Below are 21641 nucleotides of genomic sequence, written 5' to 3'. Positions count from 1 at the left end.
GTCCTATTCAGCAGCCACGCGCGCCGGCGCGGGCTTGAAATCCTCGGGGAAATGCGTGATCGAGCTCATCACCGGGTAGGGCGTGAAGCCGCCCAGCGCGCAGAGCGATCCGAACTTCATCGTGTTGCAGAGATCGGTGACCAGGGCGAGGTTCTTCTCCGGCTCGATGCCGGCGGCGAGCCTGTCGATGGTCTCCACCCCGCGCGTCGAGCCGATGCGGCAGGGCGTGCATTTGCCGCAGCTTTCGATGGCGCAGAACTCCATGGCGAAGCGCGCCTGTTTCAGCATGTCGGCGGTGTCGTCGAACACGGTGATGCCGGCATGGCCGATCAGTCCATCGCGCTTGGCGAATTCCTCGTAATCGAACGGCGTGTCGAACAAAGCGCGCGGAAAATACGCGCCGAGTGGACCGCCGACCTGCACCGCCTTCACCGGCCGGCCGGTGGCCGTGCCGCCGCCGATATCGTCGACGATTTCGCCCAGTGTCATGCCGAAAGCCGCCTCGAACAGGCCGCCACGCTTGACGTTGCCGGCGATCTGGATCGGGATCGTGCCGCGCGAGCGGCCCATGCCGAAATTCTTGTAGTAGGCGGCGCCCTTGTCCATGATGACAGGCACCGAAGCCAGCGAGATGACGTTGTTGATCACCGTCGGCTTGCCAAAAAGGCCCTGGATTGCCGGCAGCGGCGGCTTGGCGCGCACCACGCCGCGTTTGCCTTCCAGACTGTTCAGAAGCGAGGTCTCCTCGCCGCAGACATAGGCGCCGGCGCCGACGCGGATCTCCATGTCGAAGGCGTTGGGCGAACCGAGCACGTTGACGCCGAGCACCCCGGCCTTGCGGGCGACCTCGACGGCCTTGTTCATCACCGCCACCGCATGCGGATATTCCGAGCGGATGTAGACGAAGCCCTTGGTCGCGCCGGTGGCGATGCCGGCGATCGCCATGCCTTCGATCAGCACGAAGGGATCGCCCTCCATGATCATGCGGTCGGCGAAGGTGGCGCTGTCGCCCTCGTCGGCGTTGCAGACGATGTATTTGCGCTCGGATGTCGTATCGAGCACCGTCTTCCATTTGATGCCGGTCGGGAAGCCGGCGCCGCCGCGGCCGCGCAGGCCGGACTCCGTAACCTGGCTGACGATCTCGGCCGGCGCCATGGCCACCGCGTTCTGCAGGCCCTTCAGCCCGCCAAGCGACTTATAGGCGTCGAGTGACAGCGGGTCGTTGATGCCGCAGCGCGCGAAGGTCAGACGGGTCTGCTTGGCCAGGAACGGGATCTTGTCCGGCGCGCCCAGCCAGCGCTTGTGATGGCCGCCGGTGAGAAAGCCGCTGTCGAACAAGCTCTTGACGTCGGAAGGCTTCACCGGCCCGTAGGCGACGCGGCCGTTTGCTGTGGCGACCTCGACCATAGGCTCTAGGAAATAGGCGCCGCGCGATCCATTGCGGACGATCTTGGCCTCAACGCCGCGCTCGGCGAGTTCAGCACGAACAGCCTTGGCGACCCTTTCGGCACCGAGCGCCAGCGCGCCGGAATCGCCGGGAATGTAGATGCGCGGGATCATGAGCGCACCTCCGCGACGATCTCTTCGATCTTCTCGTTGTCGAGCCGCCCGATCACCTCGCCATCGAGCATCGCCGAGGGCGAGCAGGCGCACAGTCCCAAGCAATAAACCGGCTCCAGGGTCACCGAACCGTCTTTCGCCGTCTCGTGGAAATCAATGCCGAGCAATTGCTTGATCCTGGCGGCCACCGCATCGGAACCCATCGACTGGCAAGCTTCGGCCTGGCAGAGCTTGAGCACATGCCGGCCTGCCGGGCGGGCGCGGAAATCGTGATAGAAGGTGACGACGCCGTGCACCTCTGCTCTGGAAAGGTTCAGTCCGTCGGCAATGACCGGGAGTGCTGCCTGCGGCACATGGCCGAACTCTTCCTGAATGTTATGGAGGATCGGCAGCAGCGGACCTTCGAGATCTTTCAGCTCCTGGATGATCGCGGCCGTGCGCGATGCGATCTCGGTACTTGCAGGCTGCATCGTCACGCAGCGCCCTCCCTGGTCGGTGGCTTTATCGCTAAGTCTTTACAAAATCAGGAGAAACCCCTGAAATCAATAAAGCTGATCCGTCGCTCGATAGAAATTTTCTATCGAGTTCCAGCACCTGTATTCCCTAACCTAGCGGTGGGCGCGGAAATCGTCTGCAAGCGCCATCGCCTCGTCCAGCAGCGCCGAAACCAGCGGCGTATGCGGTTCGCGCAACGCGGCCACCAGCCCGACCGTGTGGCTGGCGTCCGGCTCGACGATCGGGATAGCCCTGATAGGTTCGGAAAAGCCGAACGTTTCCGTGAGGTTGAGCGGCATGATCGAGGACCATTTGCCGGTGCGGATATGCGAGAACAGCACGATCATCGAATTGGATTCCAGCGTCGGCCGGACCTCGACACCGGCCTCGGCCAGGTGCTGGTCGATGATGCGGCGGTTCTGCATGTCCGGGGTCAGCAGGCAGAGCGGCAGGTGGCTGATCTCGGCCCATGTCACCTTGTCGCGGTCGGAATAGGGGTTTCCGATGGCGGTGATCAGCTGATAGCGCTCATCGTAGAGTGGTACGCTGGTCACTCGTCCGAGCGGTTCGTTGTCGAGATAGGTGATGCCGGCGTCTATATCGAAATTGCCGAGCAGCGACAGCACTTCGATCGAGGTCCGGGACAGTACCGAGAAGGTGACGCCGGGGTGTTTTTCGCGGAATGGCGTCGTCAGCCGCGCCACCATGGCGAGCGCGGTGGGAATGGCGGCGATGCGGATACGTCCCGACAAGCCGTGCCGCGCCGCCCGCATCTCCTCGCGCATGGTTCTGGTATCGCCGACGATGCGGCGCGCCCACACCAGCACCTGCTTGCCCTCCGGGGTCAGGCCCTGGAAGCGCGAGCCGCGCAGGACCAGCATCACGCCCAGCTGACCCTCAAGTTGCTTGATGCCGGCCGACAAGGTGGGCTGGGTGACGCCGCACACTTCGGCAGCCCGCCCGAAATGCTCTTCCTTGGCCAGCGCGATGAAAAATTCCAGCTTGTCGATCATATCTGAAGCTAACCGCCGCCGCCGCACCGCGCCAGAGGGCTGCCGGCCACTGCGACGTCGATCGCCCCAAGCCGATGCTTGATCGCAGAAACCTATCGGTCGACGAGATTGAGGATGTTGCCGTCCGGATCCTTGAACCAGGCGACCTTCATGCCGTGACCGACATGGATGTCGCCTTCCAGTGTCAGGCCGGGCATCTCGTAGTGCTCGAACGCAACGCCTTTCGATTTCAGCCCGCTGACGACGGTGTCGATCTCATCGCCGACCGTCCACGTCACCGCCGTCGCCTTGTTGGTTCCGGCGAACTGAGAGCGATAGACATTGATCGTGGTGTCGCCGCTTTTGTACACGATCAGTTCGCCACCCTCGTCATGCACCTGTTTCAGGCCGAGCGTCCCCTCGTAGAAAGCCTTTGCCTTCGCCAGCTCTTTCACCGCGAGGTTGGCCGTCGCGTTGCTGTTTGCAAGCATGATCGTTTCTCCTTCGCTGCTTGTCGTCCCCGGCGTCTCCTTGGAAATAGGTCGCTCCGGTCGCTTGACGACCCCCGCTTTGCCGGCGGCCAGCCAATTGCGAGCGGTGCCTGCAATTGGCTGCATCCACATCTTTCAGCCGGCTTACTGTTCCCCATGGGCGCATGCGGCGCTATGTGGATGGAACTGGTGCGCCGGGAGGGACGAACATGCTGGGCTGGTTCCGCAAGCTGTTGCCGCGCGAAGATCGCTTCTTCGACCTGTTCGAGCGGCATTCCCGCACGGTGGTCGGCGGCGCGGAGGCCCTGCAGCAGCTCCTCCTAGGCAAGGACATCGAGCATTGGTGCGAAAAGATCGTCGATCTCGAGGACGAAGCCGACCATATCACCGCCGAAGTCCTGCTTGCCGTGCGGCGCTCATTCATCACGCCTTTCGACCGCGGCGATATCAAGGACCTGATCCAGTCGATGGATGACGCCATCGACATGATGCACAAGACCGTCAAGACGGTGCGGCTGTTCGAGAAGAGGGAATTCGATCCGCTGATGCAGGAAATGGGCGCCGTCATTGTCGATGCCGCCAGGCTCGTCGCGGAGGCGATCCCGCTGCTGGCCAAGGTCGGCGCCAACAGTGCGCGCCTGAACGAACTCGCCGAGGAAGTCATGCGTGCCGAAGGCCGAGCCGACGATCTGCATGAGCAGGGCCTGAAGGATCTCTTCAGGCGGCACGGCCGCAGCGATGCGATGGCCTATCTGATCGGCTCGGAGATCTATGGCCAATTGGAGAAGGTGGTCGACCGCTTCGAGGACGTCGCCAACGAGATCAGCGGCATCGTCATCGAGAACGTCTAGGCGATGGAAGTCGCGATCGCCTTTCCCCTGCTGGTCGGCCTTGTCGCCGTCGCGCTGTTCTTCGATTTCCTCAACGGCCTGCACGACGCCGCCAACTCGATCGCCACCATTGTCTCGACCCGGGTGCTGAGACCGCATTACGCGGTGTTCTGGGCGGCCTTCTTCAATTTCATCGCCTTCATGTTCTTTGGCCTCCATGTCGCCGAAACCGTGGGCAAGGGTATCATCGATGCAAGCATCGTCACCCCGGCGGTGATCTTCGCCGCCCTGGTCGGCGCCATCGTCTGGAACATCGTCACCTGGATCGCCGGCATCCCATCGAGCAGTTCGCATGCGTTGATCGGCGGATTGGTGGGGGCAGGCGTCGCAAAGGCCGGCACGGGTGCCATCGTCTGGGCGGGGCTCGGCAAGACGGTCGCCGCCATCGTCCTGTCGCCGGCGACGGGCTTTGTCCTGGCGCTTCTCCTGATCCTGGTGGTTTCCTGGCTGTTCGTGCGCCAGACGCCGTTTGCCGTCGACAGTACCTTCCGTGTCATGCAGTTCTTTTCCGCCTCCCTCTATTCGCTCGGTCATGGCGGCAACGATGCGCAAAAGACCATGGGCATCATCGCCGTGCTGCTCTATTCCCAAGGCATGCTCGGAACGGATTTCTACGTGCCGCTCTGGGTGGTCCTGACTTGCCAGTCGGCATTGGCGCTGGGCACGCTGTTCGGCGGTTGGCGCATCGTCCACACGATGGGCTCGAAGATCACCAGGCTCAACCCGATGCAGGGATTCTGCGCCGAGACCGGCGGCGCCATCACCCTCTTCGCCGCGACATGGCTCGGTGTTCCGGTTTCGACCACGCACACCATCACCGGCGCCATCATCGGCGTCGGCGCCGCCCGCCGTGTCTCGGCGGTGCGCTGGGGCATAGCCGGCAACATCGTCATCGCATGGGTCGTCACCTTGCCGGCGACGGCGGCGATTTCTGCACTGACCTATCTGGCGGTTCGCCTGGCAGGCTGATGTCGCGGCCTGGCGCTTGGAGCCGCCGGCGATCTGCACTATGTGAGCAGCAGCCGAACGCCAGGGAAGCAACAGCCATGTCCGTCACCAAGGAAACCGTCATCGAGCGCCTGAAAACGGTCAATGGCCCCGATTTCACCGGCAACATCGTCGACCTCGGCATGGTTTCCGAGATTTTCATCGCCGATTCGAAAGTGTTCTTCTCGATCACCGTTCCGGCCGCCAGGGCGCAGGAGATGGAGCCATTGCGCGCCGCGGCCGAGCGTGTCGTGAAAGCTATTCCTGGTGTCGCCGGCGCCGTCGTCGCCTTGACGGCGGAGAAGAAGGGCGGCGGCATGGAGGCGCCTGTCGCGGCGCGCCCGGCGCCACGTCCCGCCCCGCCCGTTGCCGCGCCGCGCCCGGCGCCCCATGCGCCTGCCTCGCACAGCCAGGGCAAGCGCGGCGTGCCCGGCATCGAGGCGATCATCGCGGTTGCGTCCGGCAAGGGCGGTGTCGGCAAGTCGACCACAGCCGTCAATCTGGCCCTCGGCCTCGCCGCCAACGGGCTGAAAGTGGGCGTGCTCGATGCCGACATCTATGGCCCGTCCATGCCAAGGCTGCTCAACATCCGCGGCCGGCCGCAGACCGTCGACGGCAAGATCCTGAAACCGATGCAGAATTACGGTCTCAAGGTGATGTCGATGGGCTTCCTCGTCGACGAGGAAACGCCGATGATCTGGCGCGGGCCGATGGTGATGTCGGCGCTGACGCAGATGCTGCGCGAAGTCGAATGGGGGCCGCTCGACGTGCTCGTCGTCGATATGCCCCCTGGCACCGGTGACGCCCAGCTCACCATGGCCCAGCAGGTGCCGTTGGCCGGCGCGGTCATCGTCTCGACGCCGCAGGATCTGGCCCTGATCGATGCTCGCAAGGGCCTCAACATGTTCAGGAAAGTCGACGTGCCGCTGCTCGGCATCGTCGAGAACATGAGCTATTTCCTCGCCCCCGACACCGGCAAGCGCTACGACATCTTCGGCCATGGCGGCGCACGCCGTGAGGCCGAGCGCCTCGGCGTCACCTTCCTTGGCGAGGTGCCGCTGGAGATGGGCATTCGCGAAAGCTCGGATGAAGGTGCGCCGGTGGTGGCATCGAAGCCCGACAGTGCCGAAGCGAAGATCTATCGCGATATCGCTTCGAAGGTCTGGGACAGGGTCAACGAAGAGCGCGGCGCGGCCGCGGACGCCGTGCCGAGCATCGTCTTCGAGTAATGTCGTCCAGGGGCGCTAACGCTGGATAGACCAGCCTAAGCAGCACCCACCTTCTCGCCGAAGCTCGAAAAGAACTGTCCCGCCAGTTTCTTCGAGGTCGATTCGATCAGCCGGCTGCCGAGCTGGGCAATCTTGCCGCCGACTTCGGCCTTGGCGGCGTATTTGAGCACCGTCGCGTCCGCCCCATCCTCGGTCAGCGTCACGTCGGCGCCGCCCTTGGCGAAGCCGGCGATGCCGCCCTTGCCTTCGCCCTGGATCGTGTAGGCATGCGGGGGATTGAGATTTCTCAGCGTCACCTCGCCGTTGAAGGTCGCCTTGATCGGGCCGATCTTCAGCACCACCGTCGCCGCCATCTCGGTCGGCGACTTCATTTCGAGGCTCTGGCAGCCGGGGATGCTTTCTCTCAGCACCGCCGGATCGTTCAGCGCTTCCCAAACTTTCTGGAGGGGTGCGGCGATGCGCTCCTCGCCCTCGATCACCAAAGCCATCAGAACCTCCCGGACGACCAATGTCGGATTGTTGGTAGCGTGCGGCCCGATTGATGTCTATCGCACCAAAGTCCGGATTCAGATCACGCGTGCCCCTTGCCTGCATCCGCGCGTTGTCATATCGATTTGTCATACAAATACGGAGACCATGATGGCTGGCGCCCCCACAGGAAAGAAAAAGTTTCGCTCGCAGGAGTGGTTCGACAACCCCGACAATCCGGGCATGACGGCACTTTATCTGGAGCGCTACCTGAATTACGGGCTGACGCGCGCCGAACTGATGTCGGGCAAGCCGCTGATCGGCATTGCCCAGACCGGTTCCGACCTGTCGCCTTGCAATCGCCACCACATCGAGCTCGCCAAACGCGTGCGCGAAGGCATCGTCTCGATGGGCGGCATTCCTTTCGAATTCCCGTGCCACCCGATCCAGGAGACCGGCAAGCGCCCGACCGCAGCTCTCGACCGCAACCTTGCCTATCTCAGCCTGGTAGAAGTGCTCTATGGCTATCCGCTTGACGGCGTCGTGCTCACCATCGGCTGCGACAAGACGACGCCGGCGCTGTTGATGGCGGCGGCGACCGTCAACATTCCGGCCATAGCGCTGTCGGTCGGTCCGATGCTTAACGGCTGGCACAAGGGCAAGCGCACCGGTTCGGGCACCATCGTCTGGGAATCGCGCCAGCGCCTGTCGGCCGGCGAGATCGGCTACGACGAGTTCATGGACATCGTCGCCTCCTCGGCGCCGTCCACCGGCTACTGCAACACCATGGGCACCGCCACCACCATGAACTCGCTGGCCGAGGCGCTCGGCATGCAGCTGCCGGGTTCGGCCGCGATTCCGGCTCCTTATCGCGAGCGCGGCCAGATCGCCTACGAGACGGGAAAACGCATCGTCGATATGGTGCACGAGGATTTGAAGCCCTCCGACATCATGACGCGCAAGGCGTTCGAGAACGCCATCGTCGTCAATTCGGCGATCGGCGGCTCCACCAACGCGCCGATCCATCTCAACGCCATCGCCCGCCATCTCGGCGTGCCGCTCGACAATGACGACTGGCAGAAGATCGGCCTCGACGTGCCGCTCATCGTCAATCTCCAGCCGACGGGCGAATATCTGGGCGAGGACTACCATCACGCGGGCGGCGTGCCGGCCGTGGTGGCGGAGCTCATGAAAGCCGGGCTGCTGCCGCATCCGGATGCTCTGACCGCCAACGGCAAGACAATGGGCGACAATTGCCGCGATGCCGTCAACGAGAACCGCGAGGTCATCCGCACTGTCGCCGAGCCGCTGAAGGCCAATGCCGGCTTCATCAATCTCAAGGGCAATCTGTTCGATTCGGCAATCATGAAGACCAGCGGCATCTCGCCCGAATTCCGCGAGCGCTATCTCTCCAACCCGAAGGACCCCGAGGCCTTCGAGGGCAATGCCATGGTCTTCGACGGTCCGGAGGATTACCACGCCCGCATCGACGACCCGGCGCAAGGGATCGACGAGCACACCATCCTGTTCATGCGCGGCGCCGGTCCGGTCGGCTATCCCGGCGGCGCCGAGGTCGTCAACATGCAGCCGCCGGCCTATCTCATCAAGAAGGGCATCCACGCGCTGGCCTGCATCGGCGACGGCCGCCAGTCCGGCACGTCAGGCTCGCCCTCCATCCTCAACGCCTCGCCGGAAGCCGCCATCGGCGGGGGGCTTGCGTTGCTCAAGACAGGCGACCGCGTTCGCATCGACCTGAAAAAGGGCACGGCCAACATTCTCGTCACCGATGACGAGATCACCCGCCGCCGCGCCGAGCTGCAGAACAATGGCGGCTACCATTATCCCGAGCACCAGACACCATGGCAGGAAATCCAGCGCGGTATGGTCGACCAGTTCTCGGGCGGCATGGTGCTGAAACCGGCGGTGAAATACCAGGACGTCGCTCATACGAAGGGCGTGCCCCGGGACAATCACTGATTATTCCCCGGACAATCATCGATCGTTTCAAGCGATAATTGACGGATAGCGATCGCCGATCGGCGGCCTGATCGGCCGCCGGTCGTCTTTCCGTTTCGCGGCCTGCCACAGGCCGGGGACATTGCGTCCTTGACAAGCCTGCCCAACAAATCCACCATCGCTGCAAGGGGTTCATCGCGACGACCCCGTGAGGCGTCAGCCCAACGTTCGCGTCCAGGCTTCTCTTTCAGGAGGTGGACGCCATGCCGTCAACAACCGCTGTCACCGTGCCGCAACTGATCCGTATGGTCGGTTTGCCGGGCGCGCCTGCAATCCTCGATATCCGTACCGAGGACGACTACAACGCCGATCCACGTTTGCTGCCGGCGTCGTACCGGCGCGATTTCAAAACCGTCCAGACTTGGGCAGCCGACTTCGCCGGTGGCCGCGTGGCGGTCGTCTGCCAGCAGGGAAAAAAGCTCTCGCAAGGCGTCGCCGCATGGTTGCGTCATGAAGGGATTGCCGCCGAATCGCTCGAAGGCGGCTTCGAAGCCTGGCGGGACGCCCACGGCCTTCTGGTCCGTGCCGACAGGATGCCGCCTCGTGACGACAAGGGCCGCACCGTCTGGGTGACGCGGGCCCGGCCCAAAGTCGATCGCATCGCCTGCCCCTGGCTGATCCGCCGTTTCGTCGATCCTCAAGCGGTCTTCCTGTTCGTCGACGCCGCGGAAGTGCCCGATGTCGCCGATCGTTTTCAGGCCGTGCCTTTCGACATCGACAATGCGTTCTGGAGCCATCGCGGCGAGCGCTGCACCTTCGACACGATGCTCGAGGAGTTCGGGCTCGAATCCGAAGCGCTCGACCGCCTCGCCGTGATCGTGCGCGCAGCCGACACGGCCAGCCTCGACCTGGTTCCGCAGGCGGCGGGATTTCTCGCCGCCTCGCTTGGCTTGTCGCGCATGTTTCGCGATGACCTGCAACAATTGGATGCCGGCATGCTGCTTTACGACGCGTTCTTCCGCTGGTGCCGCGACGCCACCGACGAGACGCACAATTGGCCGGCGGGAGCGAAGGCGTCATGAACTCCCTCCTTTCCGAGGAAAGTGCCGACCTCATCGAGGCGCCCGCGGTCCCGAGCTTCCGCGAGGCCACGAAACTCTGGGCGAAGATCGGGTTGCTCAGTTTCGGCGGACCGGCCGGGCAGATCGCGCTCATGCACAGGGAATTGGTCGAGGAAAAGCGCTGGATCGGCGAGCAGCGTTTCCTGCATGCGCTGAACTACTGCATGCTGCTGCCTGGCCCCGAGGCCCAGCAACTCGCCATCTACATCGGCTGGCTGCTGCACAAGACGGTCGGCGGTCTTGTTGCCGGCGTCCTCTTCGTCGTGCCCGGCGCGCTCGTCATGCTGACCTTGAGCATTCTCTATGCGCTCTATGGTGATGCGCCGCTGGTCGAGTCGCTGTTTTTCGGGGTGAAGGCGGCAGTGCTGGCGATCGTGGTCGAGGCCGTGATCCGCATCGGCCGGCGCGCCTTGAAGAACCGGGTGATGGCGGCGATCGCGCTTTGCGCCTTTGTCGGCATCTACGTGCTCAACGTCCCCTTTCCGCTCCTCGTCCTGTTTGCAGGACTGGTGGGGTGGGTCGGAAACGGCATCGCGCCGGCCCTGTTTTCTGGCGCCGCGCATGGCAAGGACGAAGCTCCCGACGCCACGGGCGCGGTCGATCTGATGTTCGAGCGCGGCGAACTGGCCCACACCAGGCCGACGCGATGGCACGCGCCGCGCACCATCGCGATCTGGCTGCCGATCTGGCTTGGACCGGTTGTGCTGATCTGGGCGTTCACATCGGCAAACAGCGTCTGGACGCAGATCGGCGGCTTCTTCAGCCTCATGGCGGTCGTCACTTTCGGCGGCGCCTATGCCGTTCTGGCCTATGTCGCGCAAGCGGCCGTCGGTTCTCTTGGCTGGCTTGCGCCAGGCGAAATGGTCGATGGCCTGGGCCTTGCCGAAACCACGCCAGGACCGCTCATCCTGGTCCTGCAGTTCGTCGGCTTCCTTGCAGGCTTGCGCCATTCCGGATCGCCATATCCGTTGTTTGCCGGATCGCTTGGAGCGCTGCTTACGCTGTGGGTTACCTTCACGCCGTGCTTCTTCTGGATATTCCTCGGCGCGCCCTACATCGAGGCGCTGCGCGGCAACAAGGCATTGTCGGCGGCATTGGGCGCGATCACCGCGGCGGTCGTCGGCGTCATCATGAATCTGGCCCTGTGGTTCGCCTTGCACGTCATCTTCCGCGACGTGCGCGCGACGGGGCTCGGAACGGAGATGCCGGTACTGTCCTCGATCGACTGGCGTGCCGCGCTGCTGTCCTGCGCTACCATGATCGCCATCCTCAAGCTGAAAATCGGCATGCTGCCGACGCTTGCCGGATCGGCTTTGGCGGGTGTCTTATTGCTTGCGGCGAGTGGGTAGCTTCGACACGGAGGAGACCATGGAAACGGTCAGTGTCCGCTATATCGTCAATGACGTCGACAAGGCGATCGCCTTCTACCGCGACCATCTCGGCTTCACGGTCGCCATGCACCCGGCGCCATCGTTCGCCATGCTTGCCAGGGGCAACCTGCGGCTTCTGCTCAATGCCGCTGGCGGTCCTGGTGGGGCGTCGCAGCCGATGCCCGACGGCAGCGTGCCCGAACCCGGCGGCTGGAACCGCATTCAGATCGAGGTGGAGGATCTCGAAGGCGTGGTTTACAAGCTGAAAACTGCCGGCCAGGCTTTCAGGAACGAAATCGTCAAGGGCATGGGCGGCAGCCAGATATTGCTGCGGGACCCATCCGGCAATCTGGTGGAACTGTTCGAACCGGGGCGCAGATAATGCGTCCCTGTCACGAATAGCCAGCTGACATGGGCAGAAACCACCTGCACGGCATTTGCATTCCGTTGCCAGGCCACTCAATTTGCTGGGAAACAGATTGGACCATGATGGCCAAACGACGCTCTTCCCTCGGTTTCCTCGGCATGTTCGGCCGTTCAAGCGACCTCAGGCAGCTCGATGCCGCATTGCGCGGAGCCGACTTGCATCCCGCCCTTGTGCCGGAGGGCGTAAAGCTCACCATCGTCAACCTGATGAAGGATCACTGGCCCGACGAGCCGCCGCCGCAGGCTTATGCGCAAGTGGCGTGTTTGTTCAGCTATTGTATCGCTGGGCCTGAGGCATTCGAGCGCTCTCATGGCGCGCAGCCGCGGCAGGACGTGGAGCGTCGGATAGAGGCCGCGGTCGATGCCGGAGACAGTTTCGACGCCCAGATCGTGCTGATGGCGCTACACGCCAAGCTGGTCAATACCGAGGTCGTCGAACATTATGGGCTGAGCGCGGATTAACCTATTTTCAAAGGGGGGCGTTCTCAGCCGCCCATGCCGTTGCGCGGCAGCTTGATCATGTCGCCGAAGCGGGCGCGCAGCCTGTCGTCGAGCGGCTTCGGCACATGGCGCGGGAAGCGTTCGGCGAGGATGCGCTTCTTCTCGACGATCGCCCGCTGCAATATGTCGGGTCGGCCCTTCTCGTTCCATTCCTTCGGCGAAAACCGGTCGCCGACGGCGGGGTAGAAATATTCGGTCTGCATCAGCTTCAGCGTCTGCTCGTTGCCGAGATAGTGGCCCGGGCCTTTCAGGCAGACATCAGCAATGGTGTCGATCGACAGCGCGTCGTCCGTCACCTCGATGCCGCGCACGCAGCGCAGGCAATGGCCCAGCATGTCGTTGTCGATGATCAGGCTTTCCAGGCAGAAGCCGAGCAGGGACGCATGCATGCCGGCCGATTCGTAGACCAGGTTGAGGCCGGAAAGGCCGGCCATCACATTGGTAATGCCTTTTTCATAGCCGGACTGGATGTCGGGCAGTTTCGAATCCGTCATGCCTGCGGCCGAACCGCCTGGCAGGTCGTAGAACTGCGCCATCTGCGCGCAGGCCGCGGTCAGCACCGCCTGTTCGGCCGAGCCGCCGGACATGGCGCCGGTGCGCAGATCCGACACGAACGGCCAGGTACCGAAGATCGCCGGATGGCCCGGCTTGATGGTGTTGACATAGACAAGGCCGGCCAGCACTTCGGCCACGGCTTGCACCACCGCACCCGCGATCGCCGCCGGAGCGGTGGCCCCGGCCTGTCCGGCCGAAAGCAGCAGGATCGGGATGCCGCCTTCGACGCAGGCCTCGAGCACGCCGCAGGCGTCCTCGGCGAATTTCATCGGCGGCACGACGAAACAGTTGGAGTTCGACACGAACGGCCGGGCCCGGAAATTCTCCTCGCCGCCGGCGATCGCGTAGAGCATTTCGAGCGCCGGTTGCACGTTCTCCCGCACCGTGAAGGACGTGCCGACATGCTTGGACGTGCCCATCACGCAGGCATAGAGCGTGTTGAAGTCCATTTCGAGCGGATCGGGAATATCGCGCGGCACCATGGGCCGCTGGAAGAAATGGATGTTATCGAGCCCGTCGACGATGCGCGCGGCATCATAGATGTCCTGCAGCAAGGATTCGCGATACTCGCGCTTCTCGACGTCGACAAGATGCACGGCAGCACCCGCCGTGCCGTAATGCACGCGCTTGCCCTGGATCACCATGTCGTGCTTCGGGTCCTGGCCGTGCAGCGTGAAATGCCGCGCCGCCCGCTTGATCGTGTCGAGCACCAGTGCGCGCGGGAAACGGATACGGCCGTCGTCGCCATGGCTGGCGCCGGCCTCGGTCAGCGCCTCGATGCAGGACGGGATTGCGTTGGCGAAGCCGACCGTCTCCAGCAGGGTCAGCACCGCTTCGTGGATGCGCTCGCAATCAGTGCCGCGCAGGGGGCCATAGCTCCCCCCCTCAAGGCCGGCGCGAACCGGCCTGATGTCGTCGGCGAGCGGCGCCGCCCGCATGGCGCGACGCGCTTCGCGTCCGCCGGAGCGGCGCGAACGCTGGTCGGCCGCTTCCTGCTTTTCGACAGCCACTGACATGGAAGCACTCCACCTTTTCTCGGAAGCAGGGCGGCGGTTGGTCCACCATCGGCTGCTTCGTCCCCTTTAGGCCTCGACTATGCCGCCGGCATTGGCACAGCCTATGAGCCAGCCGGTCCGGTTGCATATGCCAGTGCTAAAGAAGCAGGAGCCGCTGTTGCGCGGCTCCCGGGAGGTGGTCAGGCCCAGGTGATCAGGCGGCGGCCGGCCTGCGGCCCGCGGCGGTTGCAAGTTCGCGGATACCGGGCTCGATATGCTGCAGCGCGATCGAGGAGATGCCCAAGCGCATGAAACGCGAAGGCTTTTCGGTGCGGTCGAAGAAGCGGTCGCCCGGCTCGATGATGACGCTGCGCGAGGCGGCGGCCTCGGCCAGTCCGCGGGAATCGGTGCCGCGCGGTCCCTCCAGCCACAGCGACGTGCCGCCGGCCGAGTCGGTCGAACGCCACTCGGGCAGGAAAGCGGAAATCGCATGGACCAGGCGCTTGCGCCGCTCGTCGAAGGCGCTCGACAGCCGCCGCACCAGCGCTTCGTGGTGGCCGAGCGACAGGAACAGCGCGACCGCGCGCTGGTTGTTGGCCGGCGGATGGCGCAGCATGAAGCGGCGCAGCGCCCTGAGTTCGGCGATTAGTCCAGCCGAGGCCACGATGTAGCCAAGCCGCAGGCCCGGAGCCAGCGTCTTCGACATCGAGCCGACATAGATCACGCGGCCGGAGCGGTCGAGGCTCTTCAAGGCTTGCTGCGGCGCCTCGTCGAGAAGCTGGCTGTCATAGCCGTCCTCGATGATGATCTGGTTGTAGCGGTTGGCGCGCGCCAGAAGGTCCTGCCGGCGTTCCGCCGACAGCGGCACCATGGTCGGGCAATGATGGCTGGGCGTGACGAAGACAAAGCCGGAATCGTTGGGAATCGAAGAGGTTACGATGCCGGACTGGTCGACCGGCACCGGCTGGATGTCGGCGCCGGCGAGCCGGAAGATCGAGCGTGCGTCGGGGTAGCCCGGATCCTCCATCGCCACCTTCGAGCCCTTGGTCATCAAAAGCGTCGCCAGCATGTAGAGCGCGTTCTGGGCGCCCAGCGTGACGATGATCTCGTCGGGGTTGGCGAAGATGCCGCGCCTGGGCAGCAGCCGCGCCTGGATCTGCTCGATCAGCAGCGGATCGTCGCGATCGACCATGTCGGAGGCCCAGTTGCGGATCTCCAGCACGGCAAGCGCCATGCGGTTGCACTCGCGCCACTCGGCGGTCGGGAACAGCGCCGGATCGAACTGGCCATAGACGAAGGGGTAGGACGACTTGATCCAGTTCTCGTGCTTGGCCGGCGGCGGCATGTCGCTGGCCGCGATCTGCCGGCGTGCCTTCCAGTCGATCTCGTTGGCCTGGTCGGGCGCCTTCTGGTGCGGCTTGGCCGGCGTCGCCAAAACGTCGGGATTGACGAAATGGCCGCGCCGCTCGCGCGCCACCAGGAAGCCCTGGTCGACCAGTTGCTGGAAGGCCAGCACCACGGTTCCGCGCGCCACGCCGAGTTTTTCGGCCAATATCCGGCATGACGGAAGCGGCATCGAAGCGGCGATCTGGCGGTCGAGAATAGCGGCCACGATCGCCTGGCGGATCTGTGCCTGCAAAGTCTGGCCGGATTCGGCCGAAATCCGGAACAGGCCGGACCATATGGCCGTGTCGTTGCGCTGTGGCATGGGAAATGTTCCTCGATGGCCAGCTTTTTTCGTTTGGCTGGACCAGTCGAATGTAACGGTGGCACAAGGGGTTGCGCCAATCAATTTTTCTGATCTTTGGGATTTATGCCAGTGATCTTTCGGCCTTCGCATCCCGTGTAACGCAGTGCGTCATCGCCGCGTATTGACCGGACGGAATTCGGCTCAATAGTTTGGCGCGACGACACGCGCCGGAAACATCCGGTCTGCTAAGATAATTTAACAGTCCCAGGAGCCCGCCGGTGGATCAGTCAGCCTTCCAAAAACAGCTTGCCGCCTTGCGCGACCATCGCGCCGCGGCAGCCGGCGATATGCGCCAGGCCTTCGCCGCCGATCCGCAGCGGTTCAAGACGTTCTCCGCCAGCGACGGCGACCTGTTGCTCGACTGGTCGAAATGCGCCGTCGATGCGCGCACGATGGACCTGCTGGAGAATCTGGCTGACGCCGCCGATCTCGAAGGCCGCCGCGCCGCCATGTTCGCCGGCAAGAAGATCAACGTTACAGAGGGCCGCGCTGTTCTGCACACCGCCCTGCGCAACCTGACCGGCAAGGGCATCATGCTCGACGGGCAGGATGTGAAGGCGGAGGTCATTGCCGTATTGGACGCGATGGGCGCCTTCGCCGACGCGGTGCGTTCCGGCAAGGCGACGGGCGCCACCGGCAAGAAGATCACCGACATCGTCAATATCGGTATCGGCGGCTCCGATCTCGGCCCAGCCATGGCGACGTTGGCGCTGGCGCCCTATCATGACGGTCCGCGCGCGCACTATGTCTCCAACATCGACGGCGCCCATATCCACGACACGCTGAAGGACCTTTCCGCCGAGAGCACGCTTTTTATCGTCGCCTCCAAGACCTTCACCACGGTCGAAACGATGACCAATGCGCAGACGGCGCGCGACTGGGTCCAGAAGGCGCTCGGCAAGGAAGCGATCGGCAAGCACTTCGCCGCTGTCTCGACGGCACTCGACCTGGTGGCGAAGTTCGGCATCGAGCCGGACCGCGTCTTCGGCTTCTGGGATTGGGTCGGCGGCCGCTATTCTGTGTGGGGCGCCATCGGCCTTCCCGTGATGATCGCCATTGGTCCACGCGATTTCCGCGCCTTCCTCGATGGCGCGCACGAAATGGACGAACACTTCCGCACCGCGCCGCTGGCCAAAAACCTGCCGGTGCTGCTTGGCCTTGTCGGCTGGTGGCATCGCGTCGTTTGCAAATACCCGGCCCGCGCGGTCATCCCCTATGACCAGCGCCTGTCCAGGCTGCCGGCCTATCTCCAGCAGCTCGACATGGAATCGAACGGCAAGAGCGTCACCTTGGACGGCGGCCCCGTGGCGACGCCGACCGGGCCGCTGGTCTGGGGCGAGCCCGGCACCAATGGCCAGCACGCCTTCTTCCAGCTCCTGCACCAGGGAACCGATTTCATTCCGGTCGAATTCCTCGCCGCGGCGAACGGCCACGAGCCGGAGCTGAAGCACCATCACGACCTGCTGCTCGCCAACTGCCTGGCGCAGTCGGAAGCCTTCATGAGGGGCCGCACGTTGGAGGAAGCGCGCGCGCAGATGCTGTCCAAGGGCATGAAGCCGGCCGATGTCGATCGCATTGCCCCGCACCGCGTCTTCTCCGGCAACCGGCCCTCGGTGACCATTCTTTATCGCAAGCTCGACCCGCGCACGCTCGGCCGCCTGATCGCTCTCTACGAACACCGCGTCTTCGTCGAGGGAACGCTGTTCGACATCAACTCCTTCGACCAATGGGGCGTCGAGCTCGGCAAGGAACTGGCCACCGGCCTTCTGCCAGTCGTGGAAGGCAAGGAAAGTGCCGCAAAGCGGGATGCCTCGACCGCCGGCCTGGTGGAACACATCCACCATTTGCGTGGTTCGGAGTGACTGAGTTGGCAGACATCAAGGGAATATTGTTCGACAAGGACGGAACGCTTGTCGACTTCAATGCGACCTGGCTCGGGGTTGCCGACTTCATGGCCATGGACGCCTCCGAAGGCGACCGCTGGAAGGCCGACAGGCTGCTTGCGGCCGCGGGCTTCGATTTCGCCAACAGGCGCTTCAAGCCCGACTCCATCTTTGCCTCCGGCACCAATCTCGACGTCGTTGAATTGTGGTTTCCGCGCCTGTCCGACGAAGACCAGATGCTGGCCGTCGCCCGCTTCAACCAGATCACCTCGGTGCAGGGCTCGGCGATGGCGGTGGCTCTGCCGGGCATCGTCGAAACGCTCGGCACCTTGCACGCAAGGTCCTATCGGCTCGGCGTCGCCACCAACGATTCGACCAGCGGCGCGGAAAAAACGCTGGTGACGCTCGGTGTCGCGCAGCTGTTCGACGCCGCCTACGGCTATGACGCGGTGGCCAATCCCAAGCCGGCGCCGGATACGATCCAGGCCTTCTGCGATCTCACCGGCCTGAAGCCGACGCAGGTCGCCATGATCGGCGATAACCGCCACGATCTCGAAATGGCGCGTGCCGGCGGCTGCGGCCTGGCGGTCGGCGTGCTCTCGGGCACCGGCACGCGTGAATCTCTGGCCGGAATTGCCGACGTGATCCTGGATTCGGTTGTCGACCTGCCGGATTTCCTTTCAGCGCGGGTCAAGGAGACGATCTGATCTCGTCGCTAGCGGCGTCTCGGCTTCGAAGGAAAAGACGCCGCTCGGCCTGCTTGCGGCGCCCTTCGCGTCGCCGAAATCCGGCACCTGATATTCGGCGAGCAGCCTGAGCCGCGACAATGGTAGATCGGCGCGGCGCGGGTCGCCGATCAGGACCTCGACGCCATCGGCAAGGCAGCGGTCGAGGAAGGGGATCATGCGTTCGGCGACATCGGGTCCGTAGAACACGTCGCCGGCCAGCACAAGGTCGACCGCCGGTGGCGGACCGTTGGTAATGTCTTTGCAGATCACCGAGATCGTGACGCCGTTGTCTTTTGCATTGAGACCGAGCGCGGCGACGCCGTTTCGGTCGATCTCGGCGGCGATCACTTCGCGGGCCCCGGCCTTCGCGGCAGCGATGCCGACAATGCCGGAACCGGCACCAAGGTCGAGCACGCGGCGTCCCCCCACGGTCATCGGATGGTCGAGGACATAGCGCGCGAGCACGGTGCCGCCGGCCCATGCGTAGGCCCAGTAGGGCGGTTGTGGCTCCGGTGCATCTTCCGCATCGCCTTCGGGCTCGACGAGCCGTCTCAATCCGCTGCTGGGGTGCGCCGTGTAAAACCGGATTTCTGGAAGCGCAGGCGCAGGGACAAGGCGCATGTTGGCCTTGATGAACTCGGCCGGGTCGAGGCGCTGGCGCCGGTCCGGCGCATCGTCGCCGGCAAGATCGTGGTCCAAGCCGGCTCCTATTCGCGCAATGCGCGCCGCAGGATCTTTCCGACCGGCGTCTTCGGCAGTTCTGTCCTGAATTCGATGTATCTGGGCCGCTTGTAGCCGGTCAGGTTCTCACGGCAATAGGCGGTGATGGCCTCGGCGGTCAGCGCCTGGTCTTTCTTGACGATGAACAGTTTCGGCACTTCGCCCGAATGCTCGTCCGGCACGCCGATTGCCGCCACTTCGAGCACGCCGGGATGCAGCGCCACGACTTCCTCGAGCTCGGTCGGATAGACGTTGAAGCCGGAAACGAGGATCATGTCCTTCTTGCGGTCGACGATCTTGGTGTAGCCGCGCTCGTCCATGAAGCCCATGTCGCCCGACTTGAAGAAGCCGTCCTTGGTCATCACCTTGGCGGTCTCGTCAGGCCGGTTCCAGTAGCCCGCCATCACCTGCGGCCCCTTGATGCAGATTTCGCCGACCTCGCCGAGCGGCAAATTGTTGTCCTCCTCGTCGCGGATGGCGATCTCGGTAGACGGCAGCGGCAGGCCGATCGTGCCGGTGAATTCGCCGGAGCTGAACTTGTTGGCCGTTGCCACGGGCGACGTCTCCGACAGGCCGTAGCCTTCACTGACCGGGCAGCCCGTCAGCGCCTTCCAGCGCTCGGCGACGCCCTTCTGCACCGCCATGCCGCCGCCCAGCGTCAGGAGCAGCGGCTTGAAGTCGAGCTTGCGGAAATCCTCATTGTTGAGCAGCGCGTTGAACAGCGTGTTGAGGCCTGGAAAGATATGGATCGGATACTTGCCCATTTCCTTGACGAAGCCGGGGATGTCGCGCGGGTTGGGGATCAGTATGTTCTGTCCACCCATTTGCATGCCCATCAGCGCATTCACGGTCAGCGCGAAGATATGATAGAGCGGCAGTGCGCAGATGAGGTTGAGATGGGCGGGTTTTGGCTTGACCGTGTAAGCGTCCTGCAGCCACAGCGAATTCTGCGCGACATTGGCCAGCACGTTGCTGTGCAGCAGGATAGCACCCTTCGAGATTCCCGTGGTGCCGCCGGTATATTGCAGGAACGCGATATCGTCGGCCGCCACCTTGGCCGGCTTGAAACCCATGCCGCTGCCCACCTTCAGCGCCGCGTTGAACTTGACATGGCCGGGCAATGACCAGGCCGGCACCATCTTCTTGACGCGGCGCACCACCAGATTGACGATGCTTCCCTTGAGCCCGCCGAGCATGTCGCCCATGGCCGCGACGACGACGTGCTTGACCGACGTCCTGGCGATCACCGCTTGCAAGGTGCTGGCGAAGTTCTCCAGGATGATGATCGCTTGTGCCCCGGAATCCTTGAGCTGGTGTTCCAGCTCGCGCGGCGTGTAGAGAGGGTTGACGTTGACCACCGTGTAGCCGGCGCGCGCCACCGCCATCATCGCCACCGGATATTGCAGCACGTTCGGCATCATCAGGGCGACGCGTGCGCCTTTGGGCAACCCGGTCGATTGCAGGTAGGCGCCGAACGCCGCCGAAAGCCGTTCGAGTTCCGCATAGGTGATCGACTTGCCCATGCAGGTGAAGGCCGGCTGGCCGGCAAATTGCTTGCAGGCGGCAACGAGGAAATCGCCGATGGAGCTGTAGGGCAGGGCGCCGATCTCGGCCGGCATGTTCTTCGGGTAGCTTTCCAGCCAGGGCTTTTCCGGCAAGCCTGCGGCAAGGGCGGTGAGCGCTTTCGGCAATCGCTTGGCGGCCGCCGGTCTCGAGGCCGCCGGTGCCGGCTTGGCCACGGATGCGGCTTGTGCGGCCCCAGTCTTGCTAGTCCGGGTCGCCCCGGTCTTGCTCGCGCCAGTCTTCGTCGTCCCGGCCTTGGTCGAACTGGTCTTTGTCGTCCCGGTTTTAGCAGTTCCGGCCTTCGCCGACGTCTTTGCGGGGACGGCTTTGGCCGCCGGCTTCGCGGCCGGTTTGACAACAGCGTCCGCCTTGCCGGCGGAAGGTTTCCCTGCGACCTTTGCCTTTGTGCTCTTTGCGCCCTTTGCGTTCTTGGCGGAGGGCGTTGGCTGCTTGTCGGCGCCCGCGGCCGGCTTCAGGGTCGCCTTGGCCGTCTTCGGCGGAGCCGTCCTGTTCGATGCTTTTGCCAACCGTCCCTCCCTGTTTTGTTCGCCCCTGCCGCGCTCGCCTCCTGCTAAGAGAGGCGTCCCCCGCTGCCGACGGTGCCTTGTCTATGTATGGCCTCTATCGGCGGGCGTGCAAGCCTTGCCCCAGCGGCAAGCCGTCGAAAGATTTGCCGCCGAAAATCTTTCCCGCCACGGGCGCAGCGGCCCTGCATCGTCCGGCATCCCCGGTCATATGAAAGCGGGCGCGACGTTGATCTCGTAAGATTGGTGATCAATAAAAAAATGCGGTCGTTAATAATGTTGTGAATAGAAAAAAATACTGAATTTTTCCATTTTTTTGCGGAGAGGAGGATTTTTTTCCCGCTTACCATGGGGTAGGCAAACTGGGTGTTCCAAAGCCGGAGAAACGGTGCTTATATGCGCGCTTCGCGAGCCTGATAGAGGGGCTTGGAAAAACA

Annotated in this window: 20 protein-coding genes; 11 read left to right on the top strand and 9 right to left on the bottom strand. The window is 63.8% G+C overall.

What is annotated here, in order from left to right:
* Nucleotides 1–3: 3 nt before the first annotated feature.
* The 4 genes from FJ972_RS00700 to FJ972_RS00685 form a co-directional block, all read right to left on the bottom strand.
* Nucleotides 4–1560, bottom strand: a complete 1557-nt coding sequence (locus tag FJ972_RS00700; RefSeq protein ID WP_140523691.1) for a formate dehydrogenase beta subunit — start codon at nt 1558–1560, stop codon at nt 4–6.
* A complete protein-coding gene (locus FJ972_RS00695; protein ID WP_140523707.1) occupies nt 1557–2036 on the bottom strand; it encodes a formate dehydrogenase subunit gamma in 480 nt (159 codons plus the stop codon). The genes FJ972_RS00700 and FJ972_RS00695 overlap by 4 nt, the downstream gene beginning before the upstream one ends.
* A 132-nt stretch (nt 2037–2168) precedes the next feature.
* The gene (locus tag FJ972_RS00690) at nt 2169–3068 is read right to left on the bottom strand and encodes a LysR family transcriptional regulator (protein WP_140523710.1); all 900 of its coding nucleotides are present in this window, start codon (nt 3066–3068) and stop codon (nt 2169–2171) included.
* A 92-nt stretch (nt 3069–3160) separates the two neighbouring features.
* The gene (locus FJ972_RS00685; RefSeq protein ID WP_140513034.1) at nt 3161–3538 is read right to left on the bottom strand and encodes a VOC family protein; all 378 of its coding nucleotides are present in this window, start codon (nt 3536–3538) and stop codon (nt 3161–3163) included.
* A gap of 209 nt (nt 3539–3747) precedes the next feature.
* On the opposite strand from FJ972_RS00685, the gene FJ972_RS00680 reads away from it, so the two are divergent.
* From FJ972_RS00680 to FJ972_RS00670, 3 genes are all read left to right on the top strand, one after another.
* Complete coding sequence (locus FJ972_RS00680; RefSeq protein ID WP_140497032.1) at nt 3748–4389, top strand: DUF47 domain-containing protein; 642 nt, start codon at nt 3748–3750, stop codon at nt 4387–4389.
* A gap of 3 nt (nt 4390–4392) precedes the next feature.
* Nucleotides 4393–5397 carry an inorganic phosphate transporter gene (locus FJ972_RS00675; RefSeq protein ID WP_140497030.1) on the top strand — a complete coding sequence of 335 codons (1005 nt, stop codon included), beginning with the start codon at nt 4393–4395 and terminating at the stop codon, nt 5395–5397.
* Between the two features lie 77 nt (nt 5398–5474).
* Nucleotides 5475–6644 (top strand): Mrp/NBP35 family ATP-binding protein, encoded by a 1170-nt coding sequence (locus FJ972_RS00670; RefSeq protein ID WP_140497028.1) that lies wholly within the window; start codon nt 5475–5477, stop codon nt 6642–6644.
* 35 nt (nt 6645–6679) lie between these two features.
* Here the strand turns inward: FJ972_RS00670 and FJ972_RS00665 are convergent, their stop codons facing one another.
* Nucleotides 6680–7132 carry an SRPBCC family protein gene (locus FJ972_RS00665; RefSeq protein ID WP_140497026.1) on the bottom strand — a complete coding sequence of 151 codons (453 nt, stop codon included), beginning with the start codon at nt 7130–7132 and terminating at the stop codon, nt 6680–6682.
* Between the two features lie 151 nt (nt 7133–7283).
* Here FJ972_RS00665 and FJ972_RS00660 point away from each other — a divergent pair, with 151 nt between their 5' ends.
* The 5 genes from FJ972_RS00660 to FJ972_RS00640 all read left to right on the top strand — a co-directional run bounded on the left by FJ972_RS00660 (nt 7284) and on the right by FJ972_RS00640 (nt 12447).
* On the top strand, nt 7284–9089 hold the full coding sequence (locus FJ972_RS00660; RefSeq protein WP_140497024.1) for an IlvD/Edd family dehydratase: 1806 nt from the start codon (nt 7284–7286) through the stop codon (nt 9087–9089).
* A gap of 242 nt (nt 9090–9331) precedes the next feature.
* Nucleotides 9332–10150, top strand: a complete 819-nt coding sequence (locus FJ972_RS00655; RefSeq protein ID WP_140497022.1) for a chromate resistance protein ChrB domain-containing protein — start codon at nt 9332–9334, stop codon at nt 10148–10150.
* Entirely contained in the window at nt 10147–11538 is a 1392-nt protein-coding gene (chrA, locus tag FJ972_RS00650) for a chromate efflux transporter (protein WP_140523712.1), read from the top strand. Before FJ972_RS00655 ends, chrA begins: the two co-directional genes overlap by 4 nt.
* 19 nt (nt 11539–11557) lie before the next feature.
* The gene (locus tag FJ972_RS00645; RefSeq protein WP_140523715.1) at nt 11558–11941 is read left to right on the top strand and encodes a VOC family protein; all 384 of its coding nucleotides are present in this window, start codon (nt 11558–11560) and stop codon (nt 11939–11941) included.
* A 107-nt stretch (nt 11942–12048) separates the two neighbouring features.
* On the top strand, nt 12049–12447 hold the full coding sequence (locus FJ972_RS00640; protein WP_140497299.1) for a hypothetical protein: 399 nt from the start codon (nt 12049–12051) through the stop codon (nt 12445–12447).
* 23 nt (nt 12448–12470) lie between these two features.
* Here the strand turns inward: FJ972_RS00640 and FJ972_RS00635 are convergent, their stop codons facing one another.
* Together FJ972_RS00635 and FJ972_RS00630 are read right to left on the bottom strand one after the other, a co-directional pair.
* The gene (locus tag FJ972_RS00635) at nt 12471–14057 is read right to left on the bottom strand and encodes a trimethylamine methyltransferase family protein (RefSeq protein WP_140523717.1); all 1587 of its coding nucleotides are present in this window, start codon (nt 14055–14057) and stop codon (nt 12471–12473) included.
* Nucleotides 14058–14250: 193 nt separating this feature from the next.
* Nucleotides 14251–15744 (bottom strand): PLP-dependent aminotransferase family protein, encoded by a 1494-nt coding sequence (locus FJ972_RS00630; protein ID WP_140497014.1) that lies wholly within the window; start codon nt 15742–15744, stop codon nt 14251–14253.
* Between the two features lie 260 nt (nt 15745–16004).
* On the opposite strand from FJ972_RS00630, the gene pgi reads away from it, so the two are divergent.
* Nucleotides 16005–17648 (top strand): glucose-6-phosphate isomerase, encoded by a 1644-nt coding sequence (pgi, locus tag FJ972_RS00625; RefSeq protein WP_140523720.1) that lies wholly within the window; start codon nt 16005–16007, stop codon nt 17646–17648.
* Between the two features lie 5 nt (nt 17649–17653).
* Nucleotides 17654–18376 carry an HAD family hydrolase gene (locus FJ972_RS00620; RefSeq protein WP_140497010.1) on the top strand — a complete coding sequence of 241 codons (723 nt, stop codon included), beginning with the start codon at nt 17654–17656 and terminating at the stop codon, nt 18374–18376.
* Here the strand turns inward: FJ972_RS00620 and FJ972_RS00615 are convergent.
* Both FJ972_RS00615 and FJ972_RS00610 read right to left on the bottom strand, forming a co-directional pair.
* Nucleotides 18350–19096, bottom strand: coding sequence for a class I SAM-dependent methyltransferase (locus tag FJ972_RS00615; RefSeq protein WP_181171797.1), 747 nt, complete (start codon nt 19094–19096; stop codon nt 18350–18352). The two genes, FJ972_RS00620 and FJ972_RS00615, sit on opposite strands and share 27 nt — an antisense overlap.
* Before the next feature lie 8 nt (nt 19097–19104).
* Nucleotides 19105–20736: a long-chain-fatty-acid--CoA ligase gene (locus tag FJ972_RS00610; protein WP_404928042.1), complete on the bottom strand. Its 1632-nt coding sequence runs from the start codon at nt 20734–20736 to the stop codon at nt 19105–19107.
* Between the two features lie 169 nt (nt 20737–20905).
* Between FJ972_RS00610 and FJ972_RS00605 the strand changes: the two genes are divergently transcribed.
* Entirely contained in the window at nt 20906–21445 is a 540-nt protein-coding gene (locus FJ972_RS00605) for a hypothetical protein (protein ID WP_224684797.1), read from the top strand.
* Nucleotides 21446–21641 lie beyond the last annotated feature (196 nt).

Origin of the sequence: Mesorhizobium sp. B2-1-1, from assembly GCF_006442975.2 — a bacterium.
Classification (GTDB): domain Bacteria; phylum Pseudomonadota; class Alphaproteobacteria; order Rhizobiales; family Rhizobiaceae; genus Mesorhizobium.
Note: the sequence above shows the minus strand (reverse complement) of the source record. Positions and strands in the feature narration are given on the sequence as shown.

Coding starts and splice junctions, on each gene's coding strand:
- FJ972_RS00700 (WP_140523691.1), bottom strand. CDS start 1,560: ATGATCCCGCGCATCTACATTCCCGGCGATTCCGGCGCGCTGGCGCTC.
- FJ972_RS00690 (WP_140523710.1), bottom strand. CDS start 3,068: ATGATCGACAAGCTGGAATTTTTCATCGCGCTGGCCAAGGAAGAGCAT.
- FJ972_RS00685 (WP_140513034.1), bottom strand. CDS start 3,538: ATGCTTGCAAACAGCAACGCGACGGCCAACCTCGCGGTGAAAGAGCTG.
- FJ972_RS00680 (WP_140497032.1), top strand. CDS start 3,748: ATGCTGGGCTGGTTCCGCAAGCTGTTGCCGCGCGAAGATCGCTTCTTC.
- FJ972_RS00675 (WP_140497030.1), top strand. CDS start 4,393: ATGGAAGTCGCGATCGCCTTTCCCCTGCTGGTCGGCCTTGTCGCCGTC.
- FJ972_RS00670 (WP_140497028.1), top strand. CDS start 5,475: ATGTCCGTCACCAAGGAAACCGTCATCGAGCGCCTGAAAACGGTCAAT.
- FJ972_RS00665 (WP_140497026.1), bottom strand. CDS start 7,132: ATGGCTTTGGTGATCGAGGGCGAGGAGCGCATCGCCGCACCCCTCCAG.
- FJ972_RS00660 (WP_140497024.1), top strand. CDS start 7,284: ATGGCTGGCGCCCCCACAGGAAAGAAAAAGTTTCGCTCGCAGGAGTGG.
- FJ972_RS00655 (WP_140497022.1), top strand. CDS start 9,332: ATGCCGTCAACAACCGCTGTCACCGTGCCGCAACTGATCCGTATGGTC.
- chrA (WP_140523712.1), top strand. CDS start 10,147: ATGAACTCCCTCCTTTCCGAGGAAAGTGCCGACCTCATCGAGGCGCCC.
- FJ972_RS00645 (WP_140523715.1), top strand. CDS start 11,558: ATGGAAACGGTCAGTGTCCGCTATATCGTCAATGACGTCGACAAGGCG.
- FJ972_RS00640 (WP_140497299.1), top strand. CDS start 12,049: ATGGCCAAACGACGCTCTTCCCTCGGTTTCCTCGGCATGTTCGGCCGT.
- FJ972_RS00635 (WP_140523717.1), bottom strand. CDS start 14,057: ATGTCAGTGGCTGTCGAAAAGCAGGAAGCGGCCGACCAGCGTTCGCGC.
- FJ972_RS00630 (WP_140497014.1), bottom strand. CDS start 15,744: ATGCCACAGCGCAACGACACGGCCATATGGTCCGGCCTGTTCCGGATT.
- FJ972_RS00610 (WP_404928042.1), bottom strand. CDS start 20,736: ATGCCGGCCGAGATCGGCGCCCTGCCCTACAGCTCCATCGGCGATTTC.